Origin of the sequence: Rhizobium leucaenae USDA 9039, assembly GCF_000426285.1 — a bacterium.
In the GTDB taxonomy this organism is placed as follows: Bacteria; Pseudomonadota; Alphaproteobacteria; order Rhizobiales; family Rhizobiaceae; genus Rhizobium; species Rhizobium leucaenae.
This window is the reverse complement of record NZ_AUFB01000002.1, coordinates 76866-102169: the sequence shown is the minus strand read 5'-3', so window position 1 is coordinate 102169 and position 25304 is coordinate 76866. Positions and strand designations below refer to the sequence as shown.

General features: G+C 60.6%; 25 protein-coding genes. 14 read left to right on the top strand and 11 right to left on the bottom strand.

The features are described from left to right. Positions 1-3: 3 nt before the first annotated feature. Positions 4-891, bottom strand: coding sequence for a LysR family transcriptional regulator (locus K290_RS0103180; protein ID WP_245276455.1), 888 nt, complete (start codon positions 889-891; stop codon positions 4-6). Positions 892-975: 84 nt separating this feature from the next. Here K290_RS0103180 and K290_RS37155 point away from each other — a divergent pair, with 84 nt between their 5' ends. Further along, positions 976-1272 carry a YciI family protein gene (locus K290_RS37155; protein WP_028750524.1) on the top strand — a complete coding sequence of 99 codons (297 nt, stop codon included), beginning with the start codon at positions 976-978 and terminating at the stop codon, positions 1270-1272. Positions 1273-1410: 138 nt separating this feature from the next. Here the strand turns inward: K290_RS37155 and K290_RS0103170 are convergent, their stop codons facing one another. Further along, positions 1411-2463 (bottom strand): aldo/keto reductase, encoded by a 1053-nt coding sequence (locus tag K290_RS0103170; RefSeq protein WP_028750523.1) that lies wholly within the window; start codon positions 2461-2463, stop codon positions 1411-1413. Positions 2464-2765: 302 nt separating this feature from the next. On the opposite strand from K290_RS0103170, the gene K290_RS0103165 reads away from it, so the two are divergent. Beyond that, positions 2766-3470 (top strand): HAD family hydrolase, encoded by a 705-nt coding sequence (locus K290_RS0103165; RefSeq protein ID WP_028750522.1) that lies wholly within the window; start codon positions 2766-2768, stop codon positions 3468-3470. Positions 3471-3483: 13 nt separating this feature from the next. Here K290_RS0103165 and K290_RS0103160 read toward each other — a convergent pair whose 3' ends face one another. Further along, positions 3484-4029 carry a hypothetical protein gene (locus tag K290_RS0103160; protein ID WP_028750521.1) on the bottom strand — a complete coding sequence of 182 codons (546 nt, stop codon included), beginning with the start codon at positions 4027-4029 and terminating at the stop codon, positions 3484-3486. Further along, positions 4026-4655 (bottom strand): DNA-3-methyladenine glycosylase I, encoded by a 630-nt coding sequence (locus K290_RS0103155; RefSeq protein ID WP_028750520.1) that lies wholly within the window; start codon positions 4653-4655, stop codon positions 4026-4028. Before K290_RS0103155 ends, K290_RS0103160 begins: the two co-directional genes overlap by 4 nt. Before the next feature lie 302 nt (positions 4656-4957). Between K290_RS0103155 and K290_RS0103150 the strand changes: the two genes are divergently transcribed. The 4 genes from K290_RS0103150 to K290_RS0103135 all read left to right on the top strand — a co-directional run bounded on the left by K290_RS0103150 (position 4958) and on the right by K290_RS0103135 (position 8076). Further along, positions 4958-5749 carry a L,D-transpeptidase gene (locus tag K290_RS0103150; protein WP_028750519.1) on the top strand — a complete coding sequence of 264 codons (792 nt, stop codon included), beginning with the start codon at positions 4958-4960 and terminating at the stop codon, positions 5747-5749. 202 nt (positions 5750-5951) lie between these two features. Beyond that, entirely contained in the window at positions 5952-6653 is a 702-nt protein-coding gene (locus tag K290_RS0103145; protein ID WP_028750518.1) for a L,D-transpeptidase, read from the top strand. Positions 6654-6985: 332 nt separating this feature from the next. Beyond that, on the top strand, positions 6986-7654 hold the full coding sequence (locus K290_RS0103140; protein WP_028750517.1) for an outer membrane protein: 669 nt from the start codon (positions 6986-6988) through the stop codon (positions 7652-7654). Between the two features lie 74 nt (positions 7655-7728). Further along, a complete protein-coding gene (locus K290_RS0103135; protein WP_028750516.1) occupies positions 7729-8076 on the top strand; it encodes a DUF6881 domain-containing protein in 348 nt (115 codons plus the stop codon). A gap of 54 nt (positions 8077-8130) precedes the next feature. Here K290_RS0103135 and glcF read toward each other — a convergent pair whose 3' ends face one another. The 3 genes from glcF to K290_RS0103115 all read right to left on the bottom strand — a co-directional run bounded on the left by glcF (position 8131) and on the right by K290_RS0103115 (position 12286). Further along, the gene (gene glcF, locus K290_RS0103130; RefSeq protein ID WP_028750515.1) at positions 8131-9450 is read right to left on the bottom strand and encodes a glycolate oxidase subunit GlcF; all 1320 of its coding nucleotides are present in this window, start codon (positions 9448-9450) and stop codon (positions 8131-8133) included. Positions 9451-9650: 200 nt separating this feature from the next. Further along, the gene (locus tag K290_RS0103120) at positions 9651-10850 is read right to left on the bottom strand and encodes an FAD-binding protein (protein WP_028750513.1); all 1200 of its coding nucleotides are present in this window, start codon (positions 10848-10850) and stop codon (positions 9651-9653) included. After that, positions 10847-12286, bottom strand: coding sequence for an FAD-linked oxidase C-terminal domain-containing protein (locus K290_RS0103115; protein ID WP_028750512.1), 1440 nt, complete (start codon positions 12284-12286; stop codon positions 10847-10849). Before K290_RS0103115 ends, K290_RS0103120 begins: the two co-directional genes overlap by 4 nt. A gap of 121 nt (positions 12287-12407) precedes the next feature. Here K290_RS0103115 and K290_RS0103110 point away from each other — a divergent pair, with 121 nt between their 5' ends. Continuing rightward, positions 12408-13304: a LysR family transcriptional regulator gene (locus K290_RS0103110; RefSeq protein WP_028750511.1), complete on the top strand. Its 897-nt coding sequence runs from the start codon at positions 12408-12410 to the stop codon at positions 13302-13304. A gap of 39 nt (positions 13305-13343) precedes the next feature. Continuing rightward, on the top strand, positions 13344-13907 hold the full coding sequence (locus K290_RS0103105; protein ID WP_028750510.1) for an O-acetyl-ADP-ribose deacetylase: 564 nt from the start codon (positions 13344-13346) through the stop codon (positions 13905-13907). 68 nt (positions 13908-13975) lie between these two features. On the opposite strand, the gene K290_RS0103100 is transcribed toward K290_RS0103105, so the two are convergent. Both K290_RS0103100 and K290_RS0103095 read right to left on the bottom strand, forming a co-directional pair. Next, a complete protein-coding gene (locus tag K290_RS0103100; RefSeq protein WP_028750509.1) occupies positions 13976-15139 on the bottom strand; it encodes an adenosylhomocysteinase in 1164 nt (387 codons plus the stop codon). Between the two features lie 112 nt (positions 15140-15251). After that, positions 15252-16175, bottom strand: coding sequence for a LysR substrate-binding domain-containing protein (locus tag K290_RS0103095; RefSeq protein ID WP_028750508.1), 924 nt, complete (start codon positions 16173-16175; stop codon positions 15252-15254). A 264-nt stretch (positions 16176-16439) separates the two neighbouring features. On the opposite strand from K290_RS0103095, the gene K290_RS0103090 reads away from it, so the two are divergent. The 3 genes from K290_RS0103090 to K290_RS0103080 all read left to right on the top strand — a co-directional run bounded on the left by K290_RS0103090 (position 16440) and on the right by K290_RS0103080 (position 19320). Beyond that, positions 16440-16937, top strand: a complete 498-nt coding sequence (locus tag K290_RS0103090) for an NUDIX hydrolase (RefSeq protein ID WP_028750507.1) — start codon at positions 16440-16442, stop codon at positions 16935-16937. A 99-nt stretch (positions 16938-17036) separates the two neighbouring features. Then, complete coding sequence (locus K290_RS0103085; protein WP_028750506.1) at positions 17037-18572, top strand: inorganic phosphate transporter; 1536 nt, start codon at positions 17037-17039, stop codon at positions 18570-18572. A 10-nt stretch (positions 18573-18582) separates the two neighbouring features. Next, positions 18583-19320: a 16S rRNA (uracil(1498)-N(3))-methyltransferase gene (locus K290_RS0103080; protein ID WP_028750505.1), complete on the top strand. Its 738-nt coding sequence runs from the start codon at positions 18583-18585 to the stop codon at positions 19318-19320. Between the two features lie 20 nt (positions 19321-19340). Here the strand turns inward: K290_RS0103080 and K290_RS0103075 are convergent, their stop codons facing one another. Further along, positions 19341-19952, bottom strand: coding sequence for a LysE family translocator (locus tag K290_RS0103075; RefSeq protein WP_028750504.1), 612 nt, complete (start codon positions 19950-19952; stop codon positions 19341-19343). Positions 19953-20192: 240 nt separating this feature from the next. Between K290_RS0103075 and K290_RS0103070 the strand changes: the two genes are divergently transcribed. From K290_RS0103070 to K290_RS0103060, 3 genes are all read left to right on the top strand, one after another. Further along, positions 20193-21566 (top strand): glutamate--cysteine ligase, encoded by a 1374-nt coding sequence (locus tag K290_RS0103070; protein WP_028750503.1) that lies wholly within the window; start codon positions 20193-20195, stop codon positions 21564-21566. Between the two features lie 134 nt (positions 21567-21700). Then, entirely contained in the window at positions 21701-22579 is an 879-nt protein-coding gene (locus K290_RS0103065) for a DUF937 domain-containing protein (RefSeq protein ID WP_028750502.1), read from the top strand. A 160-nt stretch (positions 22580-22739) separates the two neighbouring features. Beyond that, positions 22740-23612, top strand: coding sequence for an aldo/keto reductase family oxidoreductase (locus K290_RS0103060; protein WP_028750501.1), 873 nt, complete (start codon positions 22740-22742; stop codon positions 23610-23612). Between the two features lie 48 nt (positions 23613-23660). Here the strand turns inward: K290_RS0103060 and K290_RS0103055 are convergent, their stop codons facing one another. Then, complete coding sequence (locus tag K290_RS0103055) at positions 23661-25274, bottom strand: ABC-F family ATP-binding cassette domain-containing protein (protein WP_028750500.1); 1614 nt, start codon at positions 25272-25274, stop codon at positions 23661-23663. Positions 25275-25304 lie beyond the last annotated feature (30 nt).

Below are 25304 nucleotides of genomic sequence, written 5' to 3'. Positions count from 1 at the left end.
CGATCAGACCTCCGTGAAGTGCGAACCATGAAACACTCGGTCGAGCCATTCCGAGACTGCCCGAATTCGCGCGAGGTGGCGAAGCTCGGTGTGAGTCAGCAACCACACCTCCCGCACAGGCAAGGTCTTGTCATCGACATCGACACGGCTGAGCCCGTCGACATGCTTGACCAAAATTGTAGGCAGCAGCGCCCGGCCCAATCCAGCAACGGCTGCTTGAAGCAGCGCTTCAGCGTCATTCACCGCAAGCGCGCCGCCTTCGCCTGATGTTTCCACCTGCATGGCGATCCAGCGGGCATGCGGCAGATGCGTCATCCCATCCTCATAGATCAGCCAAGGCAGTCGTTCCGCTTGATCCCGTTTTCCTGCCGCTACATAGATTGCATAATTCAGTGTAGCGATCCGCCGCGCCACGACCTTGTTGTTGTTCATGTCGGCCGGCCTTGCAAGGCGGAGGGCCATGTCAGCCTCGCGTCGGGTCAGATTGAAGTTGCGCGCATCGCTGATGAGTTCCAACTGCAGGCCGGGATGATAAGACAGCAGCCCGGCGGCCTTGGGTATCAATAGGCGGCTGATGACGGAGGGTGGTGCTGTCAGGCGCACCTTGCCGAGCGCGGTGAGGTCAGTCGCCTCCAACGCTCCTGAAAGCGCCATAACTTCTGCCTCAATCGTCTCGGCCCGCGCTACGGCAATCTCACCCGCCGGCGTTGGCCGCATTGAACCGCTTGCGTCGCGCTGAAACAGAGCGGTGCCGAGCTTTTCCTCCAATAGGCGCAGACGCCGACCAACCGTCGTCGCGTCCGTCTTGATCTCCCTTGCCGTCGCCGCGAACGAGTGCCCTCGCGCCAAGGCGAGGACATAACGCAAATCGTTCCAATCTATATCCTGCATTTTTGCAGCATCCCTCGGCAATATTACAGCACGCAATTGCATTATTGCAGCCTTACGCTGCCAAGGTCCAGCAAGGAGAGAGCAATGAAACTATTTGCGGTTTTGTTCGAGGATGATCAGCAACATGCTGCCGCCATACGTCAGGAATATTTGGAAAATCATCTTGATTTTCTGGAAGCAAACGCGACCTTCATCAAGACGGCGGGGCCGCTCAGGCGACAGGATAACGCATTTGCAGGCGGTTTATGGCTTGTGGAAGCGCCTGATGCTGCTGAAGTCGAGCGCCTGGTGCAGGCGGATCCATTTTGGTCCACTGGCCTTAGGAAATCGGTGCAGATAATGGCCTGGAATTGGGTCTTTGCGAACGGCGTTCGTTTGTAGTGTCGGTAGAGCGTCCGCCTGCCGTAATTCCTTTGATCTGCCGCAGCCGCGTGCAAGCAGGTCGATCGAACCATGACGAATCGCTAGCCCGCCGCCTCACTTATGCGAGACGGCGGCGCTTCATTTGGGCTCGAAGGCTCAGCCCTTCGGGTCGAAAGGCTGCGGCACGCGCTGGGCGCCCTGGCGGCTCAGCATCCAGCCGGGATATTCCGGAGCAAGCGCGCTGACCTCGTCGAGTTTGGCGAGATCGTCCGCATCGAGTTTCAGCTTGACGGCGGCCAGATTCTGGTCGAGCTGATCGAGGCGCTTGGCGCCAATGATGATGCTGGTGACGAAGGGCTTCGCCAGGATCCAGGCGAGCGCAACGGTGGCGACGCTCGCACTATGTTTCTGCGCCACTTCGCGCATCGCCGCGACGCAGGCCCAGGCCCGGTCCTTATCGACCGGCGGGAAGTCGAAGCTGGCGCGGCGTCCCTCGCCGTTGCCGGGAGCGCCCGGACCGTACTTGCCGGAAAGAAGACCGCCGGCGAGCGGCGACCAGACCATGAGCCCGAGCTTTTCCTCAGCCATCAGCGGTACGATTTCACGCTCCAGATCGCGGCCGGCGATAGAATAATAGGCCTGTACCGTTTCGAAGCGGGCAAAGCCGCGGCGTTCGGAAATGCCGAGCGCCTTGGCGATGCGCCAAGCCTGCCAGTTGGAAACGCCGACATAACGCACCAGTCCGCGAGAGACAAGATCGTCGAGCGCGCGCAGTGTCTCGTCGATCGGCGTCACGGTATCCATGGCATGGATCTGATAGAGATCGATATGATCGGTCTGCAGCCGCTCCAGGCTGGCTTGAACCGAGTCCATGATATGGCCGCGCGACGCGCCGCGATCGTTTGGCTTGTCGCCCATGACGCCGTAGACCTTGGTGGCGATAACGACGTCCTTGCGCGGCACGCCGAGGTTCTTCAGGGCCTGGCCGAGCAGCTTTTCGGAGTTGCCGAAAGAATAGACGTCGGCGGTGTCGATGAAATTGACGCCGGCAGCGAGCGAGCCTTCGACGATCTTGTCGGCCAGCGCCTGGTCGACGTCCGCTATCGAGCCCCAGAGGCTGTTGCTGGGATTGGCTTCGCCGAAGGTCATTGTGCCCAGACAAAGTTCTGAGACGAACATGCCGGTATTGCCGAGTTGGTTATAACGCATTTGAAGAAATCCCTTGTGATCCGCCGAAAGGCAGCTTCCGGCCGGTGAATTCTTGTCTCTTGGCTATTGGCCTCGGCATGACAGCCGCTCATCCGCGCTGCCTTGGGAGGTCCGAAGAAGGTCATCGAAGAGCGGTCTTGGCGCGCCGCCATCGAGACAACGTCGACATAATGCACTGGAATCCGATTTCAACGCGATACCCGGCACCGATCACGATGCGGTGACCAGCGCTTCGCCCTTGCCTCCTTTTAGACGCGCGATAGACTCTCGCATCCATGCAATCCATAAGAGCAAGAATGTCCATGACGCAACGCCCTTTGACTACGATCGGCTTCGATGCCGACGATACGCTCTGGCAGAACGAACAATTCTATCGTCTGACGGAACGACAATTCATCGAACTGCTTGCCGACCACGCAGAAAGCGAGAACATTTCCCAAGAGTTGCTGGAAACGGAGAAGCGCAATCTGCACCGTTACGGCTTCGGCATCAAAGGTTTCACGCTGTCGATGATCGAAACGGCGATCGAGATCACCAAGGGCGAAGTGCCGACGACCGTGATCGCGCAAATTCTCGACATCGGCCGCGACCTGCTCGCCCATCCCGTCGAAACGCTTCCCAATGTGCGGGAGACGTTGGAAGCCCTAACGGGCAATTACCTGCTGGTGCTGATTACCAAAGGCGATCTTTTCGACCAGGAGCGCAAGCTTGCGCAATCCGGCCTCGGCGATCTCTTCGATGCCATCGAAATCGTCTCCGACAAGAATGCCTCCACCTATCGCCGCATCTTCTCCAAGGTCGGCGACGGGCCGGAACGGGCGATGATGGTCGGCAACTCGCTGAAATCGGACATCGTGCCCGCGCTCGCCGCCGGCAGTTACGGCGTCTTCGTGCCGCACGAGCTTACCTGGGCTTTCGAACACGTCGCGGAACCGACCGAGGCGCCGAGATTTCGGAAGATCGAACACCTCGGCGAGTTGCGAGGGGTGATCGACGGGCTGGGCTGAAGGCCTTCAAAACCTACTGCGGTTGCGAAGATCTCTTCGGGAACAGCGACGGCGTTTGATCGGCCGGCTGGTTCGATTGCTGTGTGGCCGGCGGATTGGGGTCGATGAGGATTTCGTACGGCGCGCCACGGCCGCGGCGGCGGGTGACGCGGGAGTAATAAGGCTTGATCAGCCATGTCGTGTCTTCATTGACGGTGACGTCGGCGATCATGCCGTCCTCGTCGGTCCCGAAGAAGGATTCGTCATCGTTCGAGGAGAGATCGAAGATCGCCATATAGGCGTATTTGCTCTTCGAGCTGAAGGTGATGCGGATGTGCTGGCCCTTCTTCAGCGGCAGCGTATAGACCTTGCCCTTGCCGAACTTCGTCCAGCCCGTCAATTTCTCCAGGACGGCGGGGAAACCAAGCTTTTCCACGGTCTCGCCACGATCGAGTTGCGGGAGGGGCGTCTGCTGGGCACCCTGGGTGCTGTCATCGTTCTCAGTATCCTGCGCACAGGCGGCGTGACTGCCGAGCAGGACGAAAGTCAGCAGCGAAAAGGCAAGCGTCAGGCGTCTCATGGCCGTACCAATGCACTGCGCATCGCCTCCACCTCTTTCCTGCAATAGCAGCCTTCGATGTGATCATTGACAAGGCCCATGGCCTGCATGAAGGCATAGACCGTGGTGGGCCCGACGAAGGTCCAGCCGCGCTTCTTCAGGTCCTTCGAGATCCGCACCGAGGCCGGCGTCGTCGGATTGGCGGCAATGGTCGGGTAATCGACAAAGGCCGGACGCTCCTCGGCTGATGGCTCGTGGCTCCAGAAATAACGAGCGAGCGAGCCGAATTCCTGGCGCAGGTCGATGGCGCGGCGGGCATTGTTGATGGTGGAGACAATTTTGCCGCGATGGCGGATGATGCCGGCATCGCCGAGGCAGCGCTCGATGTCCGCTTCACCAAACTCGGCCACCTTCTCGAAATCGAAGCCGGCAAAGGCGGCGCGGAAATTCTCGCGCTTGCGCAGGATCGTCAACCAGGACAGGCCCGACTGAAATCCCTCCAGGCAGATCTTTTCGAAAAGCCTGATGTCGTCGATGACGGGCCGGCCCCATTCCTGATCGTGATAGCGCTGATACTCCGGCAGATTGCCGTGCCAGAAGCAGCGGTCCTTGCCATCCTCACCGGTGATGATGCCTGTTCCGGCCATTGTTGCAGTTCGTCCCCTGTTTCAGAACCCGATCCCGAAAACTGGCGGGCGGCTTTCGGATAAGATCATGCCAATCAAATACTTAAGATCGAGAGAACGATTCGACGGCAAGTCATCCCGATTCAAGGTTTACCACTTGCAAACCGTCTTTCCAAACCAAGCAGTAACCCTGACAAAGGTTTATCGGCTTCGCGGCATTTTGATGAATAGATGTTTACCATTCGCTGGCGCGCAAGTGGCACCATGTTCCGGACCGGGCGCAATTACGCCCATCCTCGGCCCGTTTGTAGAGAGTTTGTCCGATGATGAAACAATGCATTTTATTTGCCGCCGGCGCTTTGAGCCTGCTCGCCTCCAGCGCTTTCGCTGACGACCGTTATCAGTCGCGCCCGCCTGTCATCGTCAGCCCCGATCTGACCGCCCCGTGGGTGATGCAGCTCGGCGGCGCCAACGTGCAGCCGGCCGTCTATCCCCGTCGCCCCATGGCGCGCCAGGCCATCAACCCGATGAACGATCCCGCGGATGGCCAGGCTCCGCAGGTGCGGCGAGTGATCCAGCCGCGGGGCCTGTTTTCGCGCCCTGTCGTGCAGCAGGTTGCCGTCATCCGGCCGCAATATCCGGCGGTCCGCGGCCAAATCGACCCGCAGTTCCTGCCGCAGATCGTTGATTACCAGACAAAAGAAAGACCGGGCACCATCGTCATCGACACTAACAATCGCTTCCTCTACCTGGTGATGGACGGCGGCAAAGCGCGGCGCTACGGCGTCGGCGTCGGCAAACCTGGCTTCGAATGGGCCGGTGCGCATACCATCAGCCGCAAGCAGGAGTGGCCCGATTGGACGCCGCCATCGGAAATGTTATCGCGCGAAGCCGCGAAAGGGCATTATCTGCCGGCCCACATGGAAGGCGGCGAAGCCAATCCGCTCGGCGCCCGCGCCATGTATCTCGGCTCGACGCTCTACCGCATCCATGGCACCAATGCGCCCTGGACGATCGGCAACGCCGTGTCCTCCGGCTGCATTCGCCTGCGCAATGAAGACGTGATCGATCTCTACAATCGTGTAAAAGTCGGGACACGCGTTATAGTGATGTGATTGCTATTAAGATTGCTGCGCATGACACGATTGGGCGCAGAAACCCCATTGTAAGCATTGATATAACCCGACAATTAGGCTCTTTCGGATGCTGGATCAGGTCGCTGATCCAGTATTCGATCTTTGCCGTCAGCGATTTCATCTTGATCCTCTCGCAAGTTTCGTTAGTTTCTTGCCCGGTAAATCGAGAGGGGAATGACGGATGAAATCAATACTACCGGTCGTGGCGGCGGCGGGCATGGTTATGTCGTGCCTTTTGGCGGCATCGGATGCAGCGGCCTTCAGCGCCTCAGCACCTCATGTGGCGCAAGTGACGCGCACCGATGTGATCCGCGTGGCAATGCAGCCGCAGGGGCAGGTCAAGCCGCAGTTTCAACGACGGGTCGTACGGCTGGTGACCAATGAAGCGCCAGGCACGATCATCATCGATACCAACAACAAATATCTCTACCTTGTCGAAGGCGACAACCGGGCGCGGCGCTACGGCATCGGTGTCGGCCGCGAAGGCTACGGCTGGTCCGGCGTCGTGAAGATCGGCCGCAAGGCGGAATGGCCCGGCTGGACGCCGCCGCCGGAAATGATCGTACGCGAGGCCAAGAAGGGCCACAAGCTGCCTGCCTATCAGGAAGGCGGCGAGGACAACCCGCTCGGCGCACGCGCCATGTATCTCTATCGCAACGGCAACGACACGGCGTTCCGCATCCATGGCACCAACCAGCCCTGGAGCATCGGGCTCAACATGTCGTCCGGCTGCATCCGCATGATGAACAAGGACGTCGTGGACCTCTACGACCGCGCGCCCGTCGGCACCAAGGTCATCGTCGTCGGCCCCGGCAACAAGCAGGGCGAGGTCAGCTACCAGGATCGCGGCATTGACGTGCTGCGGACGATATTCGGCGGCTGAGCAGCCGCGCGCTTTCCACCAAGACGATTCGGCATGCCGGGCGTCTGATACCTGTGTCGTTATCGTGACATCTCCCCCACCTTGGGGGAGATTGGTGACATATGTCGCTCCCTTATGACTGGAGCGTACCCATCCGACAACACGCACTGTGGCGCAGGTGTAACAACGCCAAACTTATCGCATCCGCCGCCCGGCAAACTGCCCTTTTTGTTCAGTTTGGTGTCAGCTTTCCCACCTAAGCCAGTCCAAATACAGAACGCTGCAATAGAACTGTCACAAAAGCACGCTTAGATAGCGACACTTTGCCATTCGGGGCCATTTGGGGATTTCATATGCATCGGGCATTTCGCATTGGGCAGCCGGCCGTAGCCGCGCTTGCAATATCAGCTTTTGTCTTTGCAGCCGGTTCGGCCTCAGCGGAGATGCAGTTTTCGGCTTATGGCGGCTTCCAGGGCGCGACCGGCAACAACGTCAAGACGTCCGACGGCGCTGATTTCGATCCCGACTGGTCGGGCAAATCCTTCAAGATGCCGCCCTATTTCGGCGTCCGCGGCATCTGGTGGCTCGACGAGTTCGACAAGTCGAACTGGGGTCTCTCACTCGACTACACCCATGCCAAGGTCTATGGCGATCTTGGCAACACGCCTGGCTGGTCGCATTTCGAGTTCACCGACGGCCTCAACATGCTGACGCTCAATGCGCTCTACCGCTTCCAGGATCCGAGCCGCAAGTGGACGCCCTATGTCGGCCTCGGCGCCGGCATCAACGTGCCGCATGTCGAAGTGACCCGCGCCTCCGGCCGCACTTTCGACTACGAGTTCGGCGGCGCATCGCTGCAGGCGCAGGCTGGCATCAGCTATCAGTTCAGCCAGCACTGGTCGACCTTCGTCGAATATAAGGGCAACTACAACTTCGTGAATGTCCCGATCGACAGCGGCGCCAACCTGAAGACCGATGTCTTCACCCATGCCATCGATTTCGGCGTGTCGTTCAACTTCTAAGAGACGCGGCCACATTGTTGCCGAAACCCCTAAATCTGTTCCGATTTAGGGGTTTTTGTAGTAGACAATAGGCCATGAGCTTTTCCTATTACCGATGCGACTGGATCCATCCGGAAAGCGAGGAGCCGGTCGTCATCTATTATGAGGTCGGCGACGGCGGAGACGTTCCCCGGCTGATCGATGTGTTTGCCGATGGCCGTCGGCAATGCATGTCCATTGCCGATTTTACCGCGCGGGAGCGCGAGATGGCGTGCATCGACAGCCTGGTCGAGGGTTCGTTCTATGATGGTGTTGCCGGTTTGATCGACGGTGTCTTTGTTGAGGATGGGCAAGATCGGATCAGCCTGACGCTTATACGCCCCGATAAATTTGAGGTGGAATGGCGGTCGCATCGGCCACCGCCGGCCAGCCGGCTGCACTAAGCGGCTCAGCTTTTGCCAACTGGACAGAAGCTTTTCCCATTTTCCCGGATGACCTTAAGAAGCTGCCACCTTGAGGCGGCGAAGCTTAACCGGCATGTCGCCGCCATAGGCCCAATCCAGCAATTCGACGGTGTGCAGGATCGGCATGTCGGTTCCTGTCGCGATCTGCGTGATGCAGCCGATATTGCCGGTAGCGATGATATCGGCCTTCGTTGCCTCGATATTCCTGACCTTGCGCGCCCTCAGCTCGCCGGAGATTTCCGGCTGCATGATGTTGTAGGTGCCGGCCGAGCCGCAGCAGAGATGCCCCTCCGCCGGATCGCGCACGGTGAAGCCCGCCGCCTTCAGCAGCAGTTTCGGCGCCAGGGTGATCCTTTGGCCATGCTGCATCGAGCAGGCAGAATGATAGGCGACGGTGATGCCGCGTGGCATATGCGAGGGCAGATCGAGGGCTGCGAGATATTCGGTGATGTCCTTGGCGAGCGCCGAGATGCGCGCGGCCTTGTCGGCATAGGCCGGATCGAGCCGCAGCATATGGCCGTAGTCCTTGATCGTCGTGCCGCAACCGGATGCCGTGATGATGATCGCGTCGAGCCCGCCGGCTTCGATCTCACGCATCCAGACGTCGATGTTGGCGCGGGCACTGGCCAGCGCCTGCTCTTCCCTGCCCATGTGGTGCACCAGCGAACCGCAGCAGACCTCGCCTCCCGGCACCACCACTTCGACGCCGAGGCGGGCGAGAAGCCGGATGGTCGCCTCGTTGATGGCGGGATCGAGCACCAGCTGGGCACAACCGGTCAGGATCGCCACCCGCCCGCGCCGCTCAGCCTGCGGCTGATGCCGGCCGGGCTTGGCGAAGGGCGACGGCGCTGGAATGGAGCGCGGTGCGAGATCGAGCATGGCAACAAAGGGGTTCAGCGCCGGGATGCGGCGCATTAAGCCCTTGAAGGGCTGCCCCAGGCGAGCAAGGTTGAGCGCAAGGCGGAACCGGCCAGGATAAGGCAGCACCGCAGCCAGCACGCTGCGCGTCAAGCGGTTCATCAGGGGCCGCTTGTAGGTCTCTTCGATATGGATGCGGGCATGATCGATGAGATGCATATAGTCGACGCCGGAGGGGCAGGTGGTCACGCAGGCAAGGCAGGAAAGACAGCGGTCGATATGCGTTACTATCTCGGCGTCGGCAGGCCTGCCGTTTTCCAGCATATCCTTGATCAGATAAATCCGGCCGCGCGGACTGTCGAGCTCGTTCCCAAGCGTCACATAGGTCGGGCAGGTGGCGGTGCAGAAGCCGCAATGAACGCATTTGCGCAAAATTGCCTCGGATTCGGCAATATGCGGATCGGCAAGCTGGGCGGGGGTGAAGTTGGTTTGCATTCAGGCAGGCTCCCGATTCTTTTCCGCGAGAATAAGGATGCTCGTCGCTTCGCGCCGAGCCCCCCTCATCCGCCTTATCGAGCACCTTCTCCACAAGGGAAGAGGGGGAAACGAGGGTTTGCTGCAAATGAGGTCGTCCCCTCTCCCCCGCGGGGAGAGGGCTCGGGTGAGGGGGTGGGCAGCAAAAGGTTCCATCCGCATCACCCCATTTTCCCCGGATTGAAAATCCGCGCAGGATCGAACTTTTCCTTTACGCGCGCCGACAGCAAAGCCACGGCCTCGGGCTGTGGCTGGAATGCTGATGTCGTCGCGCGGTCGGCGGGCGCGGCGCGTAGCAAAGTGGCATGGCCGCCGCCGAGCACATGGATATAGCGACGCAGCAATTCCCCCTCCGGCTCCGCCTCCATACGCATCCAGACCAGGCCGCCCTGCCAATCGTAATAGGCATCGACGCCGGCTTCGAGGCGGAGCGCTGCGACAAGCTGATGGCCGATGCTGGGGGCGACCGAAACGCGCCAGACTGGGCGCATCGTGCCGTCGGCGTAAGGCTTCACATTGCGTATTTCGCGCCAGAGACGGTGGCTTTCCGCCTCAGCAAGTCGCGTTGCGGTGCCAAGTCGGCGCATGGCCGCGGCCAGCTTCTCCGCCCTCGCCGAGACGGACCCGGCCAAACCTTCGATGCGCAATACCGTTGCCGCTCCGTCCGGCAATTGGCCATCCAGAAATGTCCAGGAGACGGTCAGCGGCAGATGCGCCGCACCGGATACATCGACGGGCAGCGCCATGGCTGCCGCCATGACGTTTGCCGCCTCGGCATCGTTGAGGCCGGAAACGATGATCGTCTCCTCCGTCTTCGGCCGCGGCGGAACCCGAAAGGTGACTTCCGTCAGGAGACCGAGCGTGCCGTGCGAACCGGCCATCAGCTTGACGAGATCGAGACCGGTGACATTTTTCATCACCCTCCCGCCGGCCTTGACGATTTCGCCCTTGCCATTGGCGAAGCGGACGCCGAGCAGGCTGTCGCGTGCAGCGCCGCTTACGAAACGCCGAGGGCCGGAGATATTTGCGGCGAAGACGCCGCCGATCGTCGGCTCGCCCTCCGTTCCCATCAACGGCCGGTAGTCCATAGGTTCGAAAGCCATCATCTGGCCGTTTTCAGCCAGCACCGCTTCGATCTCGGCAAGCGGCGTCCCCGCCCGCGCGGTCATCACCATCTCACCCGGATTATAGGCGACGATATCGGTAAGCGCACACGAACATAGTGTAGCCTCTGCGGCAAAGGCATTGCCGAAACCGGCGCGAGTGTTACCACCGACTATGGCCAATGCTGCGCCACGCGCAGCGTGATCGCGGATGATGGCTGCTGCCTCGTCTTCCGTCTTCGGCAAAAATTCTCTCATGCGGCGTTGCGCCCATCCAGCGGGAAGACTTTAGAGGGATTGAGGATCCAGCCGGGATCGAAGGCGGCGCGCACCGACATCATCTGGGCAAGATCAGCCTCCGCGTATTGGTGCCGCATCAGGTCGCGCTTCTCGATCCCGACGCCATGCTCGCCCGTCAGGCAGCCGCCAGCATCGACGCAGAGCCGGAGAATGTCGTTGCCGGCGGCTTCCGCCTTAGCGGCATCCTCTGGATCATTGGCGTTGAACAGGATCAGCGGATGCATATTGCCGTCGCCGGCATGGAAGACATTGGCGACACGCAGGCCGTAACCATCGATGATTTCTGCTGTCTTCTTCAGGACATAAGAGAGCTGGCTGAGCGGTACCGTGCCGTCCATGCAGATATAGTCGGCGATGCGGCCGGTGGCGCCGAAAGCCGATTTGCGCCCCTTCCAGATCAGCGCCGCCTCGGTCGCCGACTGGCACTCGCGCACCGTCTTCACATTGTGAGTGCGGGCGATCTCGACGATGCTTTTCAGCATGTCGTCCATCTCCGCTTCCGAACCCTCGACCTCGACGATCAGCAGCGCGCCGACATCGAGCGGATAGCCGGCATGGGCGAAGGCTTCGCAGATTTCGATCGCCGGTTTATCCATGAACTCGATGGCGACAGGGATGATGCCGGCGGCAATGACATCGGCAACACAGGCGCCCGCCTGCTCCGACGTGTCGAAACCGAAGAGAACCGGCCGCGCGCCTTCCGGCTTGGCGATCAACCGAACCGTCGCCTCGGTGACGATGCCGAGTTGCCCCTCCGAGCCGCAGACAAGTCCGAGCAGATCATAACCTGCCGCATCCAAGGCCTTGCCGCCGAGATCGATCACCGTGCCATCGGTCAATACCAGCTTGACGCCGAGCAGATTGTTTGTCGTGACGCCGTATTTCAGGCAGTGTGCGCCGCCGGAATTCATCCCGATATTGCCGCCAATGGTGCAGGCGAGCTGCGAACTCGGGTCGGGCGCATAGAAAAAACCGTCCGCGGAGACGCTTTCGGAAATATGCAGATTGGTGACGCCGGCCTGCACCGTCGCCGTGCGGTTGGCGAGATCGATGTCGAGAATGCGGTTCATCTTGGAAAGGCCGAGCACGACGGCATCTTCCTGCGGAATAGCGCCGCCGGAGAGCGACGTGCCGGCACCACGCGGCACGACGGGAATGCCGTAGCGATGACAGTATTTCATGACGGCCGCGACCTCGGCCGTCGAGCGGGGCAGAGCAACGGCGAGCGGCATGCGACGATAGGAAATGAAAGCGTCCGTCTCGAAAGGCGTGAGTTCGCGCGGCTCATGAACCAGACATTCCGGAGGCAAGAGGTCGACAAGATCCGCCACGATCTCGCGGCGGCGGGCAAGAACATCGGCACGCGGCGCCAGAAATGAAATGGCCTCGGCCATGGCGTTCTCCTCCTGCACCCGAATATGGACGCCCCTCTTTTTAACGCCATATCACGCTTACTACTTTCACGAAATTGGCGTAAATGATAAGAATTTATGCCAAAATGGGAATAAATAGCACATGACCAATCTTGGGGATCTCGAAATCTTTGCCAGTGTCGTCACGACCGGAAGCATGTCGCTCGCCGGCCGTTTGCTTGGCTTTTCGCCAGCGGTGATTTCCAAGCGAATCAAACGGTTGGAAGATCGGCTCGGCACCCGGCTTTTGCAGCGAACGACGCGGCAGATTTCGCTTACGGAAGCTGGTCAGGGTTTTTACGACCGGGTGCTCGCCATCCTCGCCGGACTGGAGGAGGCCGAGGCCTATATTGCCGGCCGTTCCGCCCAGATGCAGGGAACGCTGAAGATTTCGGCCCCGACCTCCTTCGGCCGGCTGCACATCGCCCCGCATCTCAAAGCGTTCATGCAGGCGCATCCGGATCTGGCGATCAATCTGGTGCTAACAGACGAATTCACCGATATTGTCGGCGGCGGCTTTGATCTCGCCATTCGTATTGCGGAGCTCACCGATTCCAGCCTCGTTGCCCGGCGCCTGGCGCTGGTGCGCCGCGTGCTCTGCGCCTCGCCAGCCTATATCGCCGCCCATGGCATGCCGGAGGATATCGATGATTTGCGGCGGCACACCTGCCTGCCGCCGCACAATCACGATCCCTGGCGGCTGGACGGACCGAAGGGCGCGCTGACCTTCCGGCCGGAAGGCAAGCTGATCACCAATTCCAGCGAGGTGATCCGCGAAGCCGTGATCGCCGGCCTCGGCATTGCGCTGCGCTCCACCTGGGATGTCGGCCCCGAACTCAAGGACGGGCGACTGGTGCAGGTGCTGCCGGCCTATGAAGGCTCTCACAGTGTCACGCTTTCGGCCGTCTATCCCAGCCGCCAGTTCCTGCCGGCAAAGGTCCGCGTCTTTATCGATTTCCTGGCGGAACTTTATGGGCCGGTTCCCTATTGGGAGCGATAGACGACCACTACCTCAATCCAAAGATTGGAGAGTGTCATCATGCCCGCTCTTGAAACCATCCGCTCCGATCTTTGCGCGGTCTCGAATACGCGCTTCACCATCATCCTCGGCGACATCACCAAGCTCGACGTCGATGCCATCGTCAACGCGGCAAACAGCAGCCTGCTCGGCGGCGGCGGTGTGGATGGCGCGATCCATCGTGCCGCCGGGCCGGAATTGTTGGCGGAATGCCGGACGCTGAATGGCTGCAAGACCGGACAGGCCAAGATCACCAAGGGATATCGCCTGCCAGCAAAGCATGTGATCCACACGGTCGGCCCCGTCTGGAATGGCGGCGGGCGCGGCGAAGACGATTTGCTGGCAAGCTGCTATCGCAACAGCCTCGGCCTTGCCCGGGATCACGGTCTCAAAACCATCGCCTTTCCGGCCATCTCCACCGGCGTCTACCGTTTGCCCGCCGAACCCTCAGCCACGATCGCGACACGCACCGCTGTTGCCGAGAGCATGGGCGGCGATTTCAGCGAGATTATTTTCTGCTGCTTTGGCGACGAGATGGCTGGGCTCTATGACCGGGTGCTGCCGGAAGCATTGGCGAAGGCCTAGAGCGCCGACCGTTCAATCACCAGATCCAGCAGTGCCCGCAGCGATGTCGACAAAGCACATGTTCGCACTCATCTCGCCAGATCGAGATAGGCCGATGCCACCATGGCATCGATATCGGCGGGCACGGGAATGACGCATGCCTCCTTGCCGAGGCCGCCCTTTGCCACGCGTTCCAGGCAGCGGGCTTGCAGCGCAAAGCCGAGATCCATGGATTCGACGGTGTTGCCGAGCGGGCGCGGTCCGGCGAGGTTGGCCATGTGGCCGGCACCGAGGATGTGGAAAGCGCGTCCGTCTCGCATGCGGATGGTCTCGATTTGCTCGGCCTCATAGCGGTCGATGCCGGCGACATCCGGACTATTTCGGAAGGCGTCCACATTAATCTCATGCGGGAAATGACCGCCGTTCATCAGGATCGCGCCATGCTTGATCAGCGGTAGGTCCGCCGCAGTCACGATGCCTGGATAGCCGGTAACGGTGATGAGGATATCGGCGGTACGGATCGCCTCCTCTCGTAGAGGCGTAACGAAACCGTCCAGATGCGCCTCCAGCGTCGTCACGGGATCGATATCGACGACACTGACCGTGGCATAGGCGTTGCGGAAACTGGCCGCCGTACCCTTGCCGCAGGCGCCATAGCCAAAGACGGTGACGCGTTTGCCGTTGGTCGAGCGATTGGTGAAGCGCAGATAGCTCTCGAACAAGCTTTGGCCGACCGCATGCTTGTTTTCGGCGAACTGCTTGATCGGACTGTCATTGATGACGAGGATCGGCATGGCCAGCCTGTCGCGCATCGGCAGCAACCGGATGCGGCCGGAGGTCGTCTCTTCGGTGCCGCCCAAGAGATTGGCATAGGGCCGCTCGGCGGCGCGCGCAAAGAGATCGCCGCCATTGTCGAGCAGCAGGTCCGGCTTTTTCGCCAGGATGGCGTCGAGACTGGCGCCGTGCTCGGCGGCATCTGTGGTCTGGGTGGCGAAAACGGTGATGTCCTGCGTACGCAGATATCTGACGGTTTCCGGCTGGGTGCTGTTGAGATTGCCGGTGCAGACGAGGCGGGCACCACCGGCGCGCAGCGTCATCACCAGTGCCACCGTCTTCGGCTCTAGATGAATGCCGGTTCCGATCGTCAGGCCCTCGAAGGGTCTGGTCTCACGGAATTCAGCTGCCGTCGCCGCCAGCAGGCGGCAGCTCCGGGCAACCCAATCCATACGCGAAAGAGAGGAAGACTGGTCCATAGCGCACTCCTGACGGCGGTCTGTCGTGCCGCGATCTCACATGGGAAATGACAGGCTGTCTATGGACATTGGAATGAGCGATAGGGCAGAAAAAGTGTCATAGGCACGAGGCCTATCTCACCGTTGGCGGGATAGGGCCGGCCCCTGCTCCCAGCAGCCAATCGGCCAGCCGGACAAAAGCCGCCTTCTTCGCATCGCCGCTGCGGATGCAGAGACTGTATCCCGCGGGTCTCCGGATGAAGCCAAAGGGCGCTACCAACGTGCCGCGATCGATATCGTCACGAACAGCCGTGCGAGGGACGATGGCAATGCCAACGCCGGCGCGGGCGGCCGCGATCGCCAGAAGCAAATCTTCGAATTCGCGCATGCGGGCAAAGCGAATGGGCGCGTGGCCGCTTTCGGCAAACCAATCATCCCAAAGACGAGGCGCGGAACGGCTGGTCAGGGCGACCGCGCCGGCAAGGACTTCCACCCCCGTGGCAAGCGCGAGGCGGGCGGAAAGGTCTGGCGTTGCTACCGGGCCGAATTCGTCTTCCATGAAACGGATTGCGGTGATGTCCGACGCGGGCCGATATTCGCCGCCCATGATCACGGCGTCGAGATCAGGATGGCGCGCCAGCGGTTCGACCATCGCCATCGGGATGATATCGACGTCGATGTCGGGAAGTGCAGCCTGCAGATCCGCAACCCGCGGCATCAACCACCACACGGCGAAAGCGGAAGGGACACCGAGGCGAAGCACCCTGCGCTCATCGGCCGCGAGCTCGGCCGAGGCGCGCGCCAGAATGCCGAAGGCAATGCCGACGGAGTCGGCAAAGGCCCTGCCCTTCTCGGTCAATATCAAGCGCCGGCCATCGCGCCGGAACAAAACAATACCGAAAAATGTTTCCAGCACGGTAAGCTGCTGGCGTACAGCGCCGCGTACGACACCGAGCTCCTCGGCCGCTTTCAAAATGCTACCACGACGGGCAACGGCATCGAAGGCGCGCAGCGCGTTCATTGGCGGGAGACGCGGCGGTGGGGAGCGTTCGGGCATAACGGAGATTTAGCTTATTTTCCGGTAGGATAGGAAGAGCGATAGAGCGACTGCGCCATCTGCGGCATATTAAACGGATTTGATGTCGCTAATAGCATAGTCGCTGGCGAATATCAGAGACCGAATCCTCATATTTTTATCTACTGAACACTCAACGAAAGTGTGTGGAAATACCATATAAAGCCATATGGAATGCACAATTTTTCCATGCAATGCTAATATGCAACTGATTCTAAACTCGAACTCTTAAAGGTGACCCGACCCTTGGCCATTCTCGCCCGTATCGCAAATGATGTGCAGCTCATGTTTCGGCGTCCGCCGCGACAGCAATATGCCGCGCTCTGCTATCGAGTGAGAAAGAAGACGGGCGAGTTGGAAATGCTGCTGCTGACCAGCCGCGATACCGGCCGCTGGGTCATTCCCAAGGGCTGGCCGATGCCTGGCAAGCTGTCGCATGAGGTGGCGGCCCGGGAAGCCTTCGAAGAAGCCGGCGTGCGCGGCACGGTGGAAACCGAGCCGCTTGGCGCCTTCAGCTACGACAAGGTTCTGAAGGACGGCATACAAGTGCCCTGCCGAGTTCAGGTCTATGCGCTCGACGTCAATGATCTCGCCAAGAATTTCAAGGAAAAGGGCGAGCGCACGGTCGAGTGGGTTTCCTGCAGCGAAGCGATCAAGCGTGTCCGCGAGCCGGAGTTGCGTGACATCATCCTCGCCTTTGAGCGGCGGATGACGGCAAGATTTGCCGCAGCAGAGGCCAAATAGGCCCCATCATACTCCCAACAAACTATACCAGGACGATCGCCAGGCATTGCGCGGCCTGCCGGGCGGCGTAAGAGTATATATTTCGACTCAGAGAATGGCATGCCCGACCGACCGGTGAAATTGACAAAACGGACGCTAGACAAGGATCTCGACAAACTCACCTACGTCGAGGATGCGGCCCATCATGTCACGAAACGCCTGGTCGCTCCCGGTATCGGCCTGATCTTCCTTGGCCTTGCGATGATCTTCGCCGGCATCAACGTGCTGAACCAGCCGGGCGCGACGCTGGCCATCGCCGCCGTGGCGCTCGCCGGCTACATGGCCATGAATATCGGCGCCAAGGACGTCGCCAACAATGTCGGCGCCGCAGTGGGTGCGCGTGCGATCACCATGACGCAGGCCTTGGTCATGGCGGCGATCTTCGAAATTCTCGGCGCCATGATCGCAGGCGGGCCGGTCATCAAGACCATCTCCTCGCATATCATCGATACCGACCGCATCATCACCAGCGGCAAGCTCGCCTGGCTGATGATGGCCGCGCTGCTCGCCGCCGCGCTCTGGATCAATTTCGCCACTTGGCTGAAAGCGCCGGTTTCAACCACCCATGCGATCGTGGGCGCCGTCGTCGGCGCAGGTGCCGCCGCTGTCGGGCCGGAGATGGTCAATTGGCGCGTGATGGCGGCGATCTCCGCCGGCTGGGTCGTCACGCCCTTCCTCGGCGGCACGATCGCCGCCGGCATCCTGTTTTTCATCAAGACCTTCATCATCTACCGCGACGATAAGATCGCAGCCGCCAAATACTGGATTCCCATTCTGATCGGCCTGATGGCCGGTGCCTTTACCGCCTATCTGGTCCTGCAGCTCGCGCCGAAAGATACCGTCGCGGGCTTTTCGATCATCGCGATCGGCATCGTTGTCGGATTGGCGATCTGGTTCGCGGCACGACCGCTGGTGGCGGCACAGTCCGTCGGCTGCGAAAACAAGAATAGCTCGCTGCGCAAACTGTTCCGCCTGCCGCTGATCTGTTCGGCGGCGCTGATGTCCTTTGCCCATGGCGCCAACGACGTCGCCAATGCCATCGGGCCGCTGGCAGCGATCATACGCAGCGTCGGCCAGGGAAGCAGTCTCAGTGTCGTCGGAGGTGCGGCGGGAAATACCGCACCCCATTGGGTCGTACTGATCGGCGGCTGCGGCATTTCCGTCGGGGTGCTGCTTTACGGTCCGCGCCTGATCCGCCTCGTCGGCGAGCAGATCACCAAGCTCAATCCGATGCGAGCCTATTGCGTCGCGCTGTCGGCCGCTCTCACCGTCATCGTCGCCTCCTGGTTCGGCCTTCCCGTCAGCTCCACCCATATCGCCATCGGCTCGGTCTTCGGCGTCGGCTTCTTCCGCGAATGGTACACCAGCCACTCGAAGCGACGCCTGGCCTATATGCGGATGAAAGCCGAGGCTTCGAGCATCCCATGGGGCGAGATGGAAGAAGCTGACGAGCGTAATCCGGACGAAATCCACCGCCGACGCCTCGTGCGCCGCTCGCATTTCATGACCATCATCGCGGCTTGGGCCATCACCGTGCCGGTCTCGGCGATGCTTGCAGCTACGGTTTATTGGGCTATGGTCGCGCTCTTCATTTAAGGGATTACCCATGCGCGCCAATTTCCGCATGCAGCGGCTGTTCGTGGTTTCGGATATCAAAGCAAATGCCGGCATCGAGGCCGATCGCGATCAGTTCAACTATCTCGCCAATGTGCTGCGCATGGAGGACGATGCCGAGCTGCTGATCTTCAACGGCCGCGACGGCGAATGGAAGGCAAGTGTCTCCTTTCCCTCACGCAAGCGCATCCTGCTGACGCCCGTTGAGCAGACGCGGCCACAGCCCGCCCCTTCCGACCTGCATTATCTCTTCGCGCCGCTGAAAGTCGGACGACTCGACTATCTCGTGCAGAAGGCGGTGGAGATGGGCGCCGGCCTGCTGCAGCCGGTGATGACGCAGCATGTGCAGGGCAAGATCACCAATCTCGACAAGCTCAAGGCCAATGTCATCGAGGCGGCGGAGCAGTGCGGCATTCTCGGGGTCCCAGAGGTGATGGAGCCCATAAAGCTAGCCGATCTCCTCACAAGCTGGCCGAAGGAGCGCCGGATCATCTATTGCGATGAAGGCGATGCCGGGCAGAACCCACTGCCTCTCCTGGCGAAGATCAGGGAGAACCATTTGGCGCTGCTGGTCGGACCCGAAGGCGGATTTTCGGAAGAGGAGCGCGCCCTGCTGCACAGTCTCGATTTCGTCACCGCCATTCCCTTGGGCCCACGGATATTGCGCGCCGATACGGCGGCAGTGGCAGCCATGGCGGTCATTCAGGCGACAATCGGGGACTGGAACTAGTTTCCTCGCCGATGGTTGTTTCAGCCCGCTAATGCGAGCGCGGTCGTGACGAGCAGCATACCCGCCAGGGAGATGTTTACGATGCGCGAAATGGTGGGATTCTGGAGAAAGCGGGATAGCGAGGTCCCGACCAGAAGCCAGCATAGATGAATAGCGACAATCATCAGGCTGAGCAGCGTTATCTTGAGCATCGCGTCAAGCGTGTGCCGATCCTTGAAAAGGCTCACTCCGGCGAAGACGGCGGCGATCGCCAGATATGCCTTGGGATTGGCAACCGCCAGCAGAAAGCCGCCAGTAAAGGCAGGCGTCGCGATTTGGTCACCGCGGCGCGCAAGCGGAGGAGCGATGGCGATCTTAAAGGCCAAGTAGGCGATATAGACGGTGGAGACGGCGGTAAGCACTGACGCGCCATAGGGCACAGAGAACAGGATTGCGACGACGCCGACCGCGACGGCCAACAGAACGACGAGTGTACCGGCAATCAGACCGCAGACGTAACCGATCGACCGGCGGAAGCCGTAGACGGCACCAACAGCGGTGGCGCTGATCGTGGACGGACCGGGGCTGCCCATAATGACCAGAGAGGCGAGAAGCAGTGTCAAGATCGGATAAAATGCGCTTTGTTCGAACATCGATGTGCCCTCCCGTCGTTGGCGGAGGCAAGACTATTTCAAATGTCGGTTGGGCGTCTTGAACGCTTGTGCAAGCGCCGGCATCAGCTTCGATTACACCATAGCTTCCAGGCACAAGATCCTATTTTTTTGAACGGCTCTTGAAAGAAATTCACTTGCACCGTACCTCATTCCGCGTCAATCACCCTTCCTATTGGCTTGCGGCTTGCGCGGGCTTCTTTCCGAGATCAAGGTAATATCATGGCGCGCGATACCACCGACCAGACTCCGCTCTCTTCGGTCTCGGACATGACGGCCTATCTGGCGGCCGGCAACAAGTCGGAGGAGCAATTCCGCATCGGCACGGAGCACGAAAAATTCGTGTTTTTCCGGGCCGACAACAGCCCTGTGCCTTATTTTGGCGATGCCAGCATTTCCGCGCTTTTGAAGGGCCTGCAGGAAAAGTCCGGCTGGGATCCGATCATGGATGGCGAGAACATCATCGGCCTGGGCGAGCCGACCGGTATGGGCGCGATCTCGATCGAGCCCGGCGGCCAGTTCGAACTGTCGGGTGCGCCGCTCGAAAACATTCACCAGACCTGCAAGGAATCGAACCAGCACCTCGCGACATTGCGCGAAATCGCCGAGCCGATGGGAATTCGCTTCCTCGGCATCGGCGGCAGTCCGAAATGGACGCTGGCCGAGACGCCGCGCATGCCGAAATCGCGCTACGACATCATGAGCCGCTATATGCCGAAGGTCGGCACCAAAGGGCTCGACATGATGTACCGCACCTGCACGATCCAGGTGAACCTCGATTTCTCTTCGGAAGAGGACATGCGCCGCAAGATGCGCGTCTCGATGAAGCTGCAATCGCTGGCGACCGCGCTGTTTGCCTCCTCGCCCTTCACCGAGGGCAAGCCGAACGGTCTCTCCTCCTGGCGCGGCGATATCTGGCGCGATACCGATAACCGCCGCAGCGGCCTGCTCGACTTCACCTTCCGTGCCGATTTCGGCTTTGAAGACTATGTGAAGTGGGCGCTGGACGTTCCCATGTATTTCGTCGTTCGCGACGGCCACTATCATGACTGCACTCATGTCACCTTCCGCCAGTTCATGAATGGCGCGTTGAAGGGCGAGATCGCCGCCTGGGAACCGACGATGGGCGACTGGACGAACCATCTCTCCACCCTCTTCCCCGATGTCCGCCTCAAGCGCTTCCTGGAGATGCGCGGTGCAGACGGTGGCCCCTGGCGGCGCATCTGTGCGCTTCCGGCCTTCTGGGTCGGGCTGCTCTATGACGACGAGGCGCTGACGGCTGCCGACGAGTTGACAAAGGATTGGACCTTCGAAGAGGTCAACGCACTGCGCGATGTCGTGCCGGTGCAAGGCCTGAAGGCCGGCATCAAGGGTCATAATCTCCTGGATGTGGCGCGCGAAGTGGTCGGCATCTCCCGCACCGGCCTGAAGAACCGCGCCCGGGTGAACGGCGATGGCCAGGACGAAACGGTCTTCCTGGCGCCGCTCGACGAAGTGCTCGCCAAGAAGGGCACGCTCGCCGACGATCTGCTGATGCTCTATCACGGCCGCTGGAATGGCTCGGTCGAGCCGGTCTTCGAGGAATATCAATACTGACAGCCGAATTCAGCTTGGATTGTTGGCGCGCATGCCGGCAGAAACCGGTATGCGCCGTTTTTTTTCCCGCTATACTATCAGGATTGCACGTCTTCTGATTCCGAAGCGGCATGATTGCGCGGAAAGGAACTTCGATGCTGCCACTCTTCGACATGATGATGCAGGCACAAAACGGCGCCGCCACGGAGGCGATAGCCAAGCAGTTCAACCTCGCCCAGGAGCAAGCGACGAAAGCCATGGCGGCGCTGATGCCCGCCTTTTCCTCGGGGTTCAAGCGAAGCGCAACGGACCCCTATAATTTTATGGGCGTGATGCAGGACATCACCTCCGGCAACTATGCCAAATATTTCGAGGATATGAGCAAGGCCTTTACACCCGAAGGCATTGCCGATGGAAATACCGTGCTGGCCCGCTTGTTCGGCTCCAAGGACGTATCGCGCGCCGTCGCCGCGCAGGCGGCGCAGATGACCGGCATCGGCCAGGAAATTTACAAGCGCATGCTGCCCGTCATGGCCGACACGCTGATGGGCGGCCTGTTCAAGGAAACCAGCGGACAGATGCCTCAAATGGCCAATCCTTTTCTCAACACCGCAATGGGCGAGATGATGCAGAACTGGCTGCAGACCATCGGCTTTGCGCCGAAGCAGCAGCCGACGCCGCAGGCGAGCATCTTCGACAATCCGTTTACCCAGGCGATGGAACTAATGTTCGGCGCCCAGCCGGTCGAGCGTGAAAAGCCCGCCGCCGCCAATCCTTTCCTCGGCAATCCCTTCGCCAAGGCGTTCCAGGATATGATGCGCAACTTCCCAATGCCCGCCGAGCCGCCGAAGGAAGCACCGAAAGCTAAACCCGCACCCGCTGCACCCGGCGTCGACATGGCCGCCTATACCGAGATGTTCAACGCCATGTTCGACAGCGGCCTGGAAGTGCAGAAGAACTATCAGAAGAACATGGAAGCGATCTTCGATAGTTATATGCCGGCGAACGGCAAGCCTGCGCCGCAACAAGGCTGACAGGAACATATCCGAGAGGGCGAGCCGGCCGTGTGATTTTGCAACAGCTTTCCGCGCAGCCAATCGACTGTTCGCGATTCCGCACAACCCGTGCGAATTACACCCCGTTTTCATACACTCCGATGGCAGCTATCTCTATTTCATCTTGAAAGGAGATCCCATGTCAAACATCGATCAATCCAGCAGCTTTACCCTCGGCCATAGCCGCGTCAAACGGCTGGGCTATGGCGCCATGCAACTTGCAGGTCCTGGCGTGTTCGGCCCGCCGAAGGATCGCGATATGGCCGTGGCGGTGTTGCGGGAAGCGGTTGCGTCTGGCGTCAACCACATCGACACCAGCGACTTCTATGGGCCGCATGTCACAAACCGGCTGATCCGCGAGGCGCTCCACCCTTACAATGATGATCTCGTTATCGTTACGAAGATCGGCGCTTTGCGCGGCAGCGATGCATCATGGTTTCCGGCCTTCTCCCGCGAAGAGCTGACCCAGGCCGTGCATGACAATCTTCGCAATCTTGGACTGGACGTGCTCGACGTCGTCAACCTCCGCATCATGTTCAATCCCCATCATCCTACCGAAGGATCGATTGAGGCACCATTGACGGTCCTCGCCGACCTGCGGCGGCAGGGCCTGATACGTCATATCGGATTGAGCCACGTCACGGCCAAACAGGTGGCGGAAGGCCGCGGGATCGCCGAGATCGTCTGCGTGCAAAATCAATATAATCTGGCGCACCGGGCCGACGATGCTCTGATAGACGAACTTGCCTGCGACGGGATAGCCTATGTACCGTTCTTTCCGCTCGGCGGGTTTACCCCGTTGCAATCCTCCACCCTCTCGGAGGTCGCCACCCGTCTTGGCGCCACACCCATGCAGGTAGCGCTCGCCTGGCTCCTGCGCCGAGCGCCGAACATCCTGCTGATCCCCGGCACCTCCTCTCTCGAACACCTGCGGCAGAACCTTGCCGCCGGCGGGCTCGTGCTGCCGGATCACGAGATCGCGGAGCTGGACCGGATCGCAGACGCCACCTGACGGCAACAGGAAAAGCGCGGGCGATCCGATGATATCGGGACGCCCGCCTCATTCTGCGACCGACACCTGCCTTGAAAGGCCTGCGGGCAATTCCAGCCGCCGCGATATCTCGATGCCCTTCAAAAAGATCTCGTCATGGCTGACCACCAGAAGCGCGCCGTCATAGGCGCGCAGTCCAACCTCGACCGCAGCAAGCGAATCGATATCGAGATGATTTGTCGACTCATCGAGGATCAGCAATGACGGCGGCGCCGGTCCGCCGAGGACGCAGGCAAGGCCGGCCCGCAGCAACTGCCCGCCGCTCAGGGTGGATACGATCTGAAGCGCTGCTTCCGACCTGAACATGAACCGGGCAAGTGCCGCACGACAGGCATTTTCATCCGCTTGCGCATTTATTCGCCGGAAGTTGTCGCGGATCGACAGCGATGGATCGAGAAGGCTTACCCCCTGGTCGAGCATGGAGACCGAGGTCATGACGCGAACTGTCCCGGCCCACGGCTGCAATTCGCCCAAGATCAGCGCCAGCAATGTCGTCTTGCCCGAACCATTCGGACCGGTGACAGCGACGCGCTCGGGTCCCGTCATATTGAAAGAAAGATTTCTGACGATCGGCTGGCCGGGCCGATAGCCCGCGGTCACATCGTCGATCCTCAGAACGACCTTGTTTGCGGGCAATCCGGTCGGCGGAAGCCTGACGGACAGAGGCTGAAGGATTTCGATGCGCTCGCGGGCAGCAGCGGCGTCTTCGCGTGCCCGTGTACGACGGCGTTCGGCGAGACGCGCATTTTCGCCGCCTGTCATCTCGCTCCGCTCCTTCAGTCCGCCAAGCATGATACGTGGTATGCCGCCCTTGGCGGCCTTCCTCCTGCCGGCACCATCCCTGCGCGCCTGCCGTTCCACCGTCGCCTGCGCGCTGCGGGCAACTTCGGCGACGCGCTTCTCAGCATCGGCAAGATCGTGTTCGGCAGCAGCAAGCTCCAGAACCTTGCGCTCGCGATATTGGCTCCAGTTGCCGCCGTAGCGGGTGGCGCCGAGCGAGGTCAATTCGACGATGGCATCCATTGCGTCGAGCAATTCCCGATCATGGCTGACGACGATCGCGCCGGCCCGCCAGTTTGCGAGGAGCTCGATGACGGCCTCCCGGCCATCCCGGTCCAGATTGTTCGTCGGTTCGTCCAGAATGAGAAAATCGGGATCAGTGAAGATGAGCGCAGCAAGGCCGGCGCGCGTGCTCTGCCCGCCTGACAACGCTTCGAGGCGGGTTTCGGGTGTGGCACCCAGCCCGGCGCGATCAAGCGCGGAGGCGATGCGTGTCTCCAGCGTCCAGTCCGCGGCGGCAAGCTCCTCGGCAGTCGCCTCGCCTGCTTCGGCACGGCGAAGAATGGCCAGCGCCTCGGTCGCCCCGAAGATATCCGCCACGGTTTCGCCGGGCTTCACCTGGACGCTCTGGCGCAAGGTGCCAAGACTGCCCCCGGAGGAGATCGCCCCGGATTGAGGCCGCAGTTCCCTGGCAATGAGCTTCAGAAGCGTGGTCTTGCCCACGCCGTTGCGGCCGACGAGGCCCGTGCGCTCGGCGCCGAAACTCAGGTCAAGATTGGAGAAAAGCGTCCGGCCGTCAGGCGTGGACCATGAAAGGTTGGCGAGAATGATGGATGCAGGCATGGATAGGATAATCCCCGTTGGCAAGGCGAA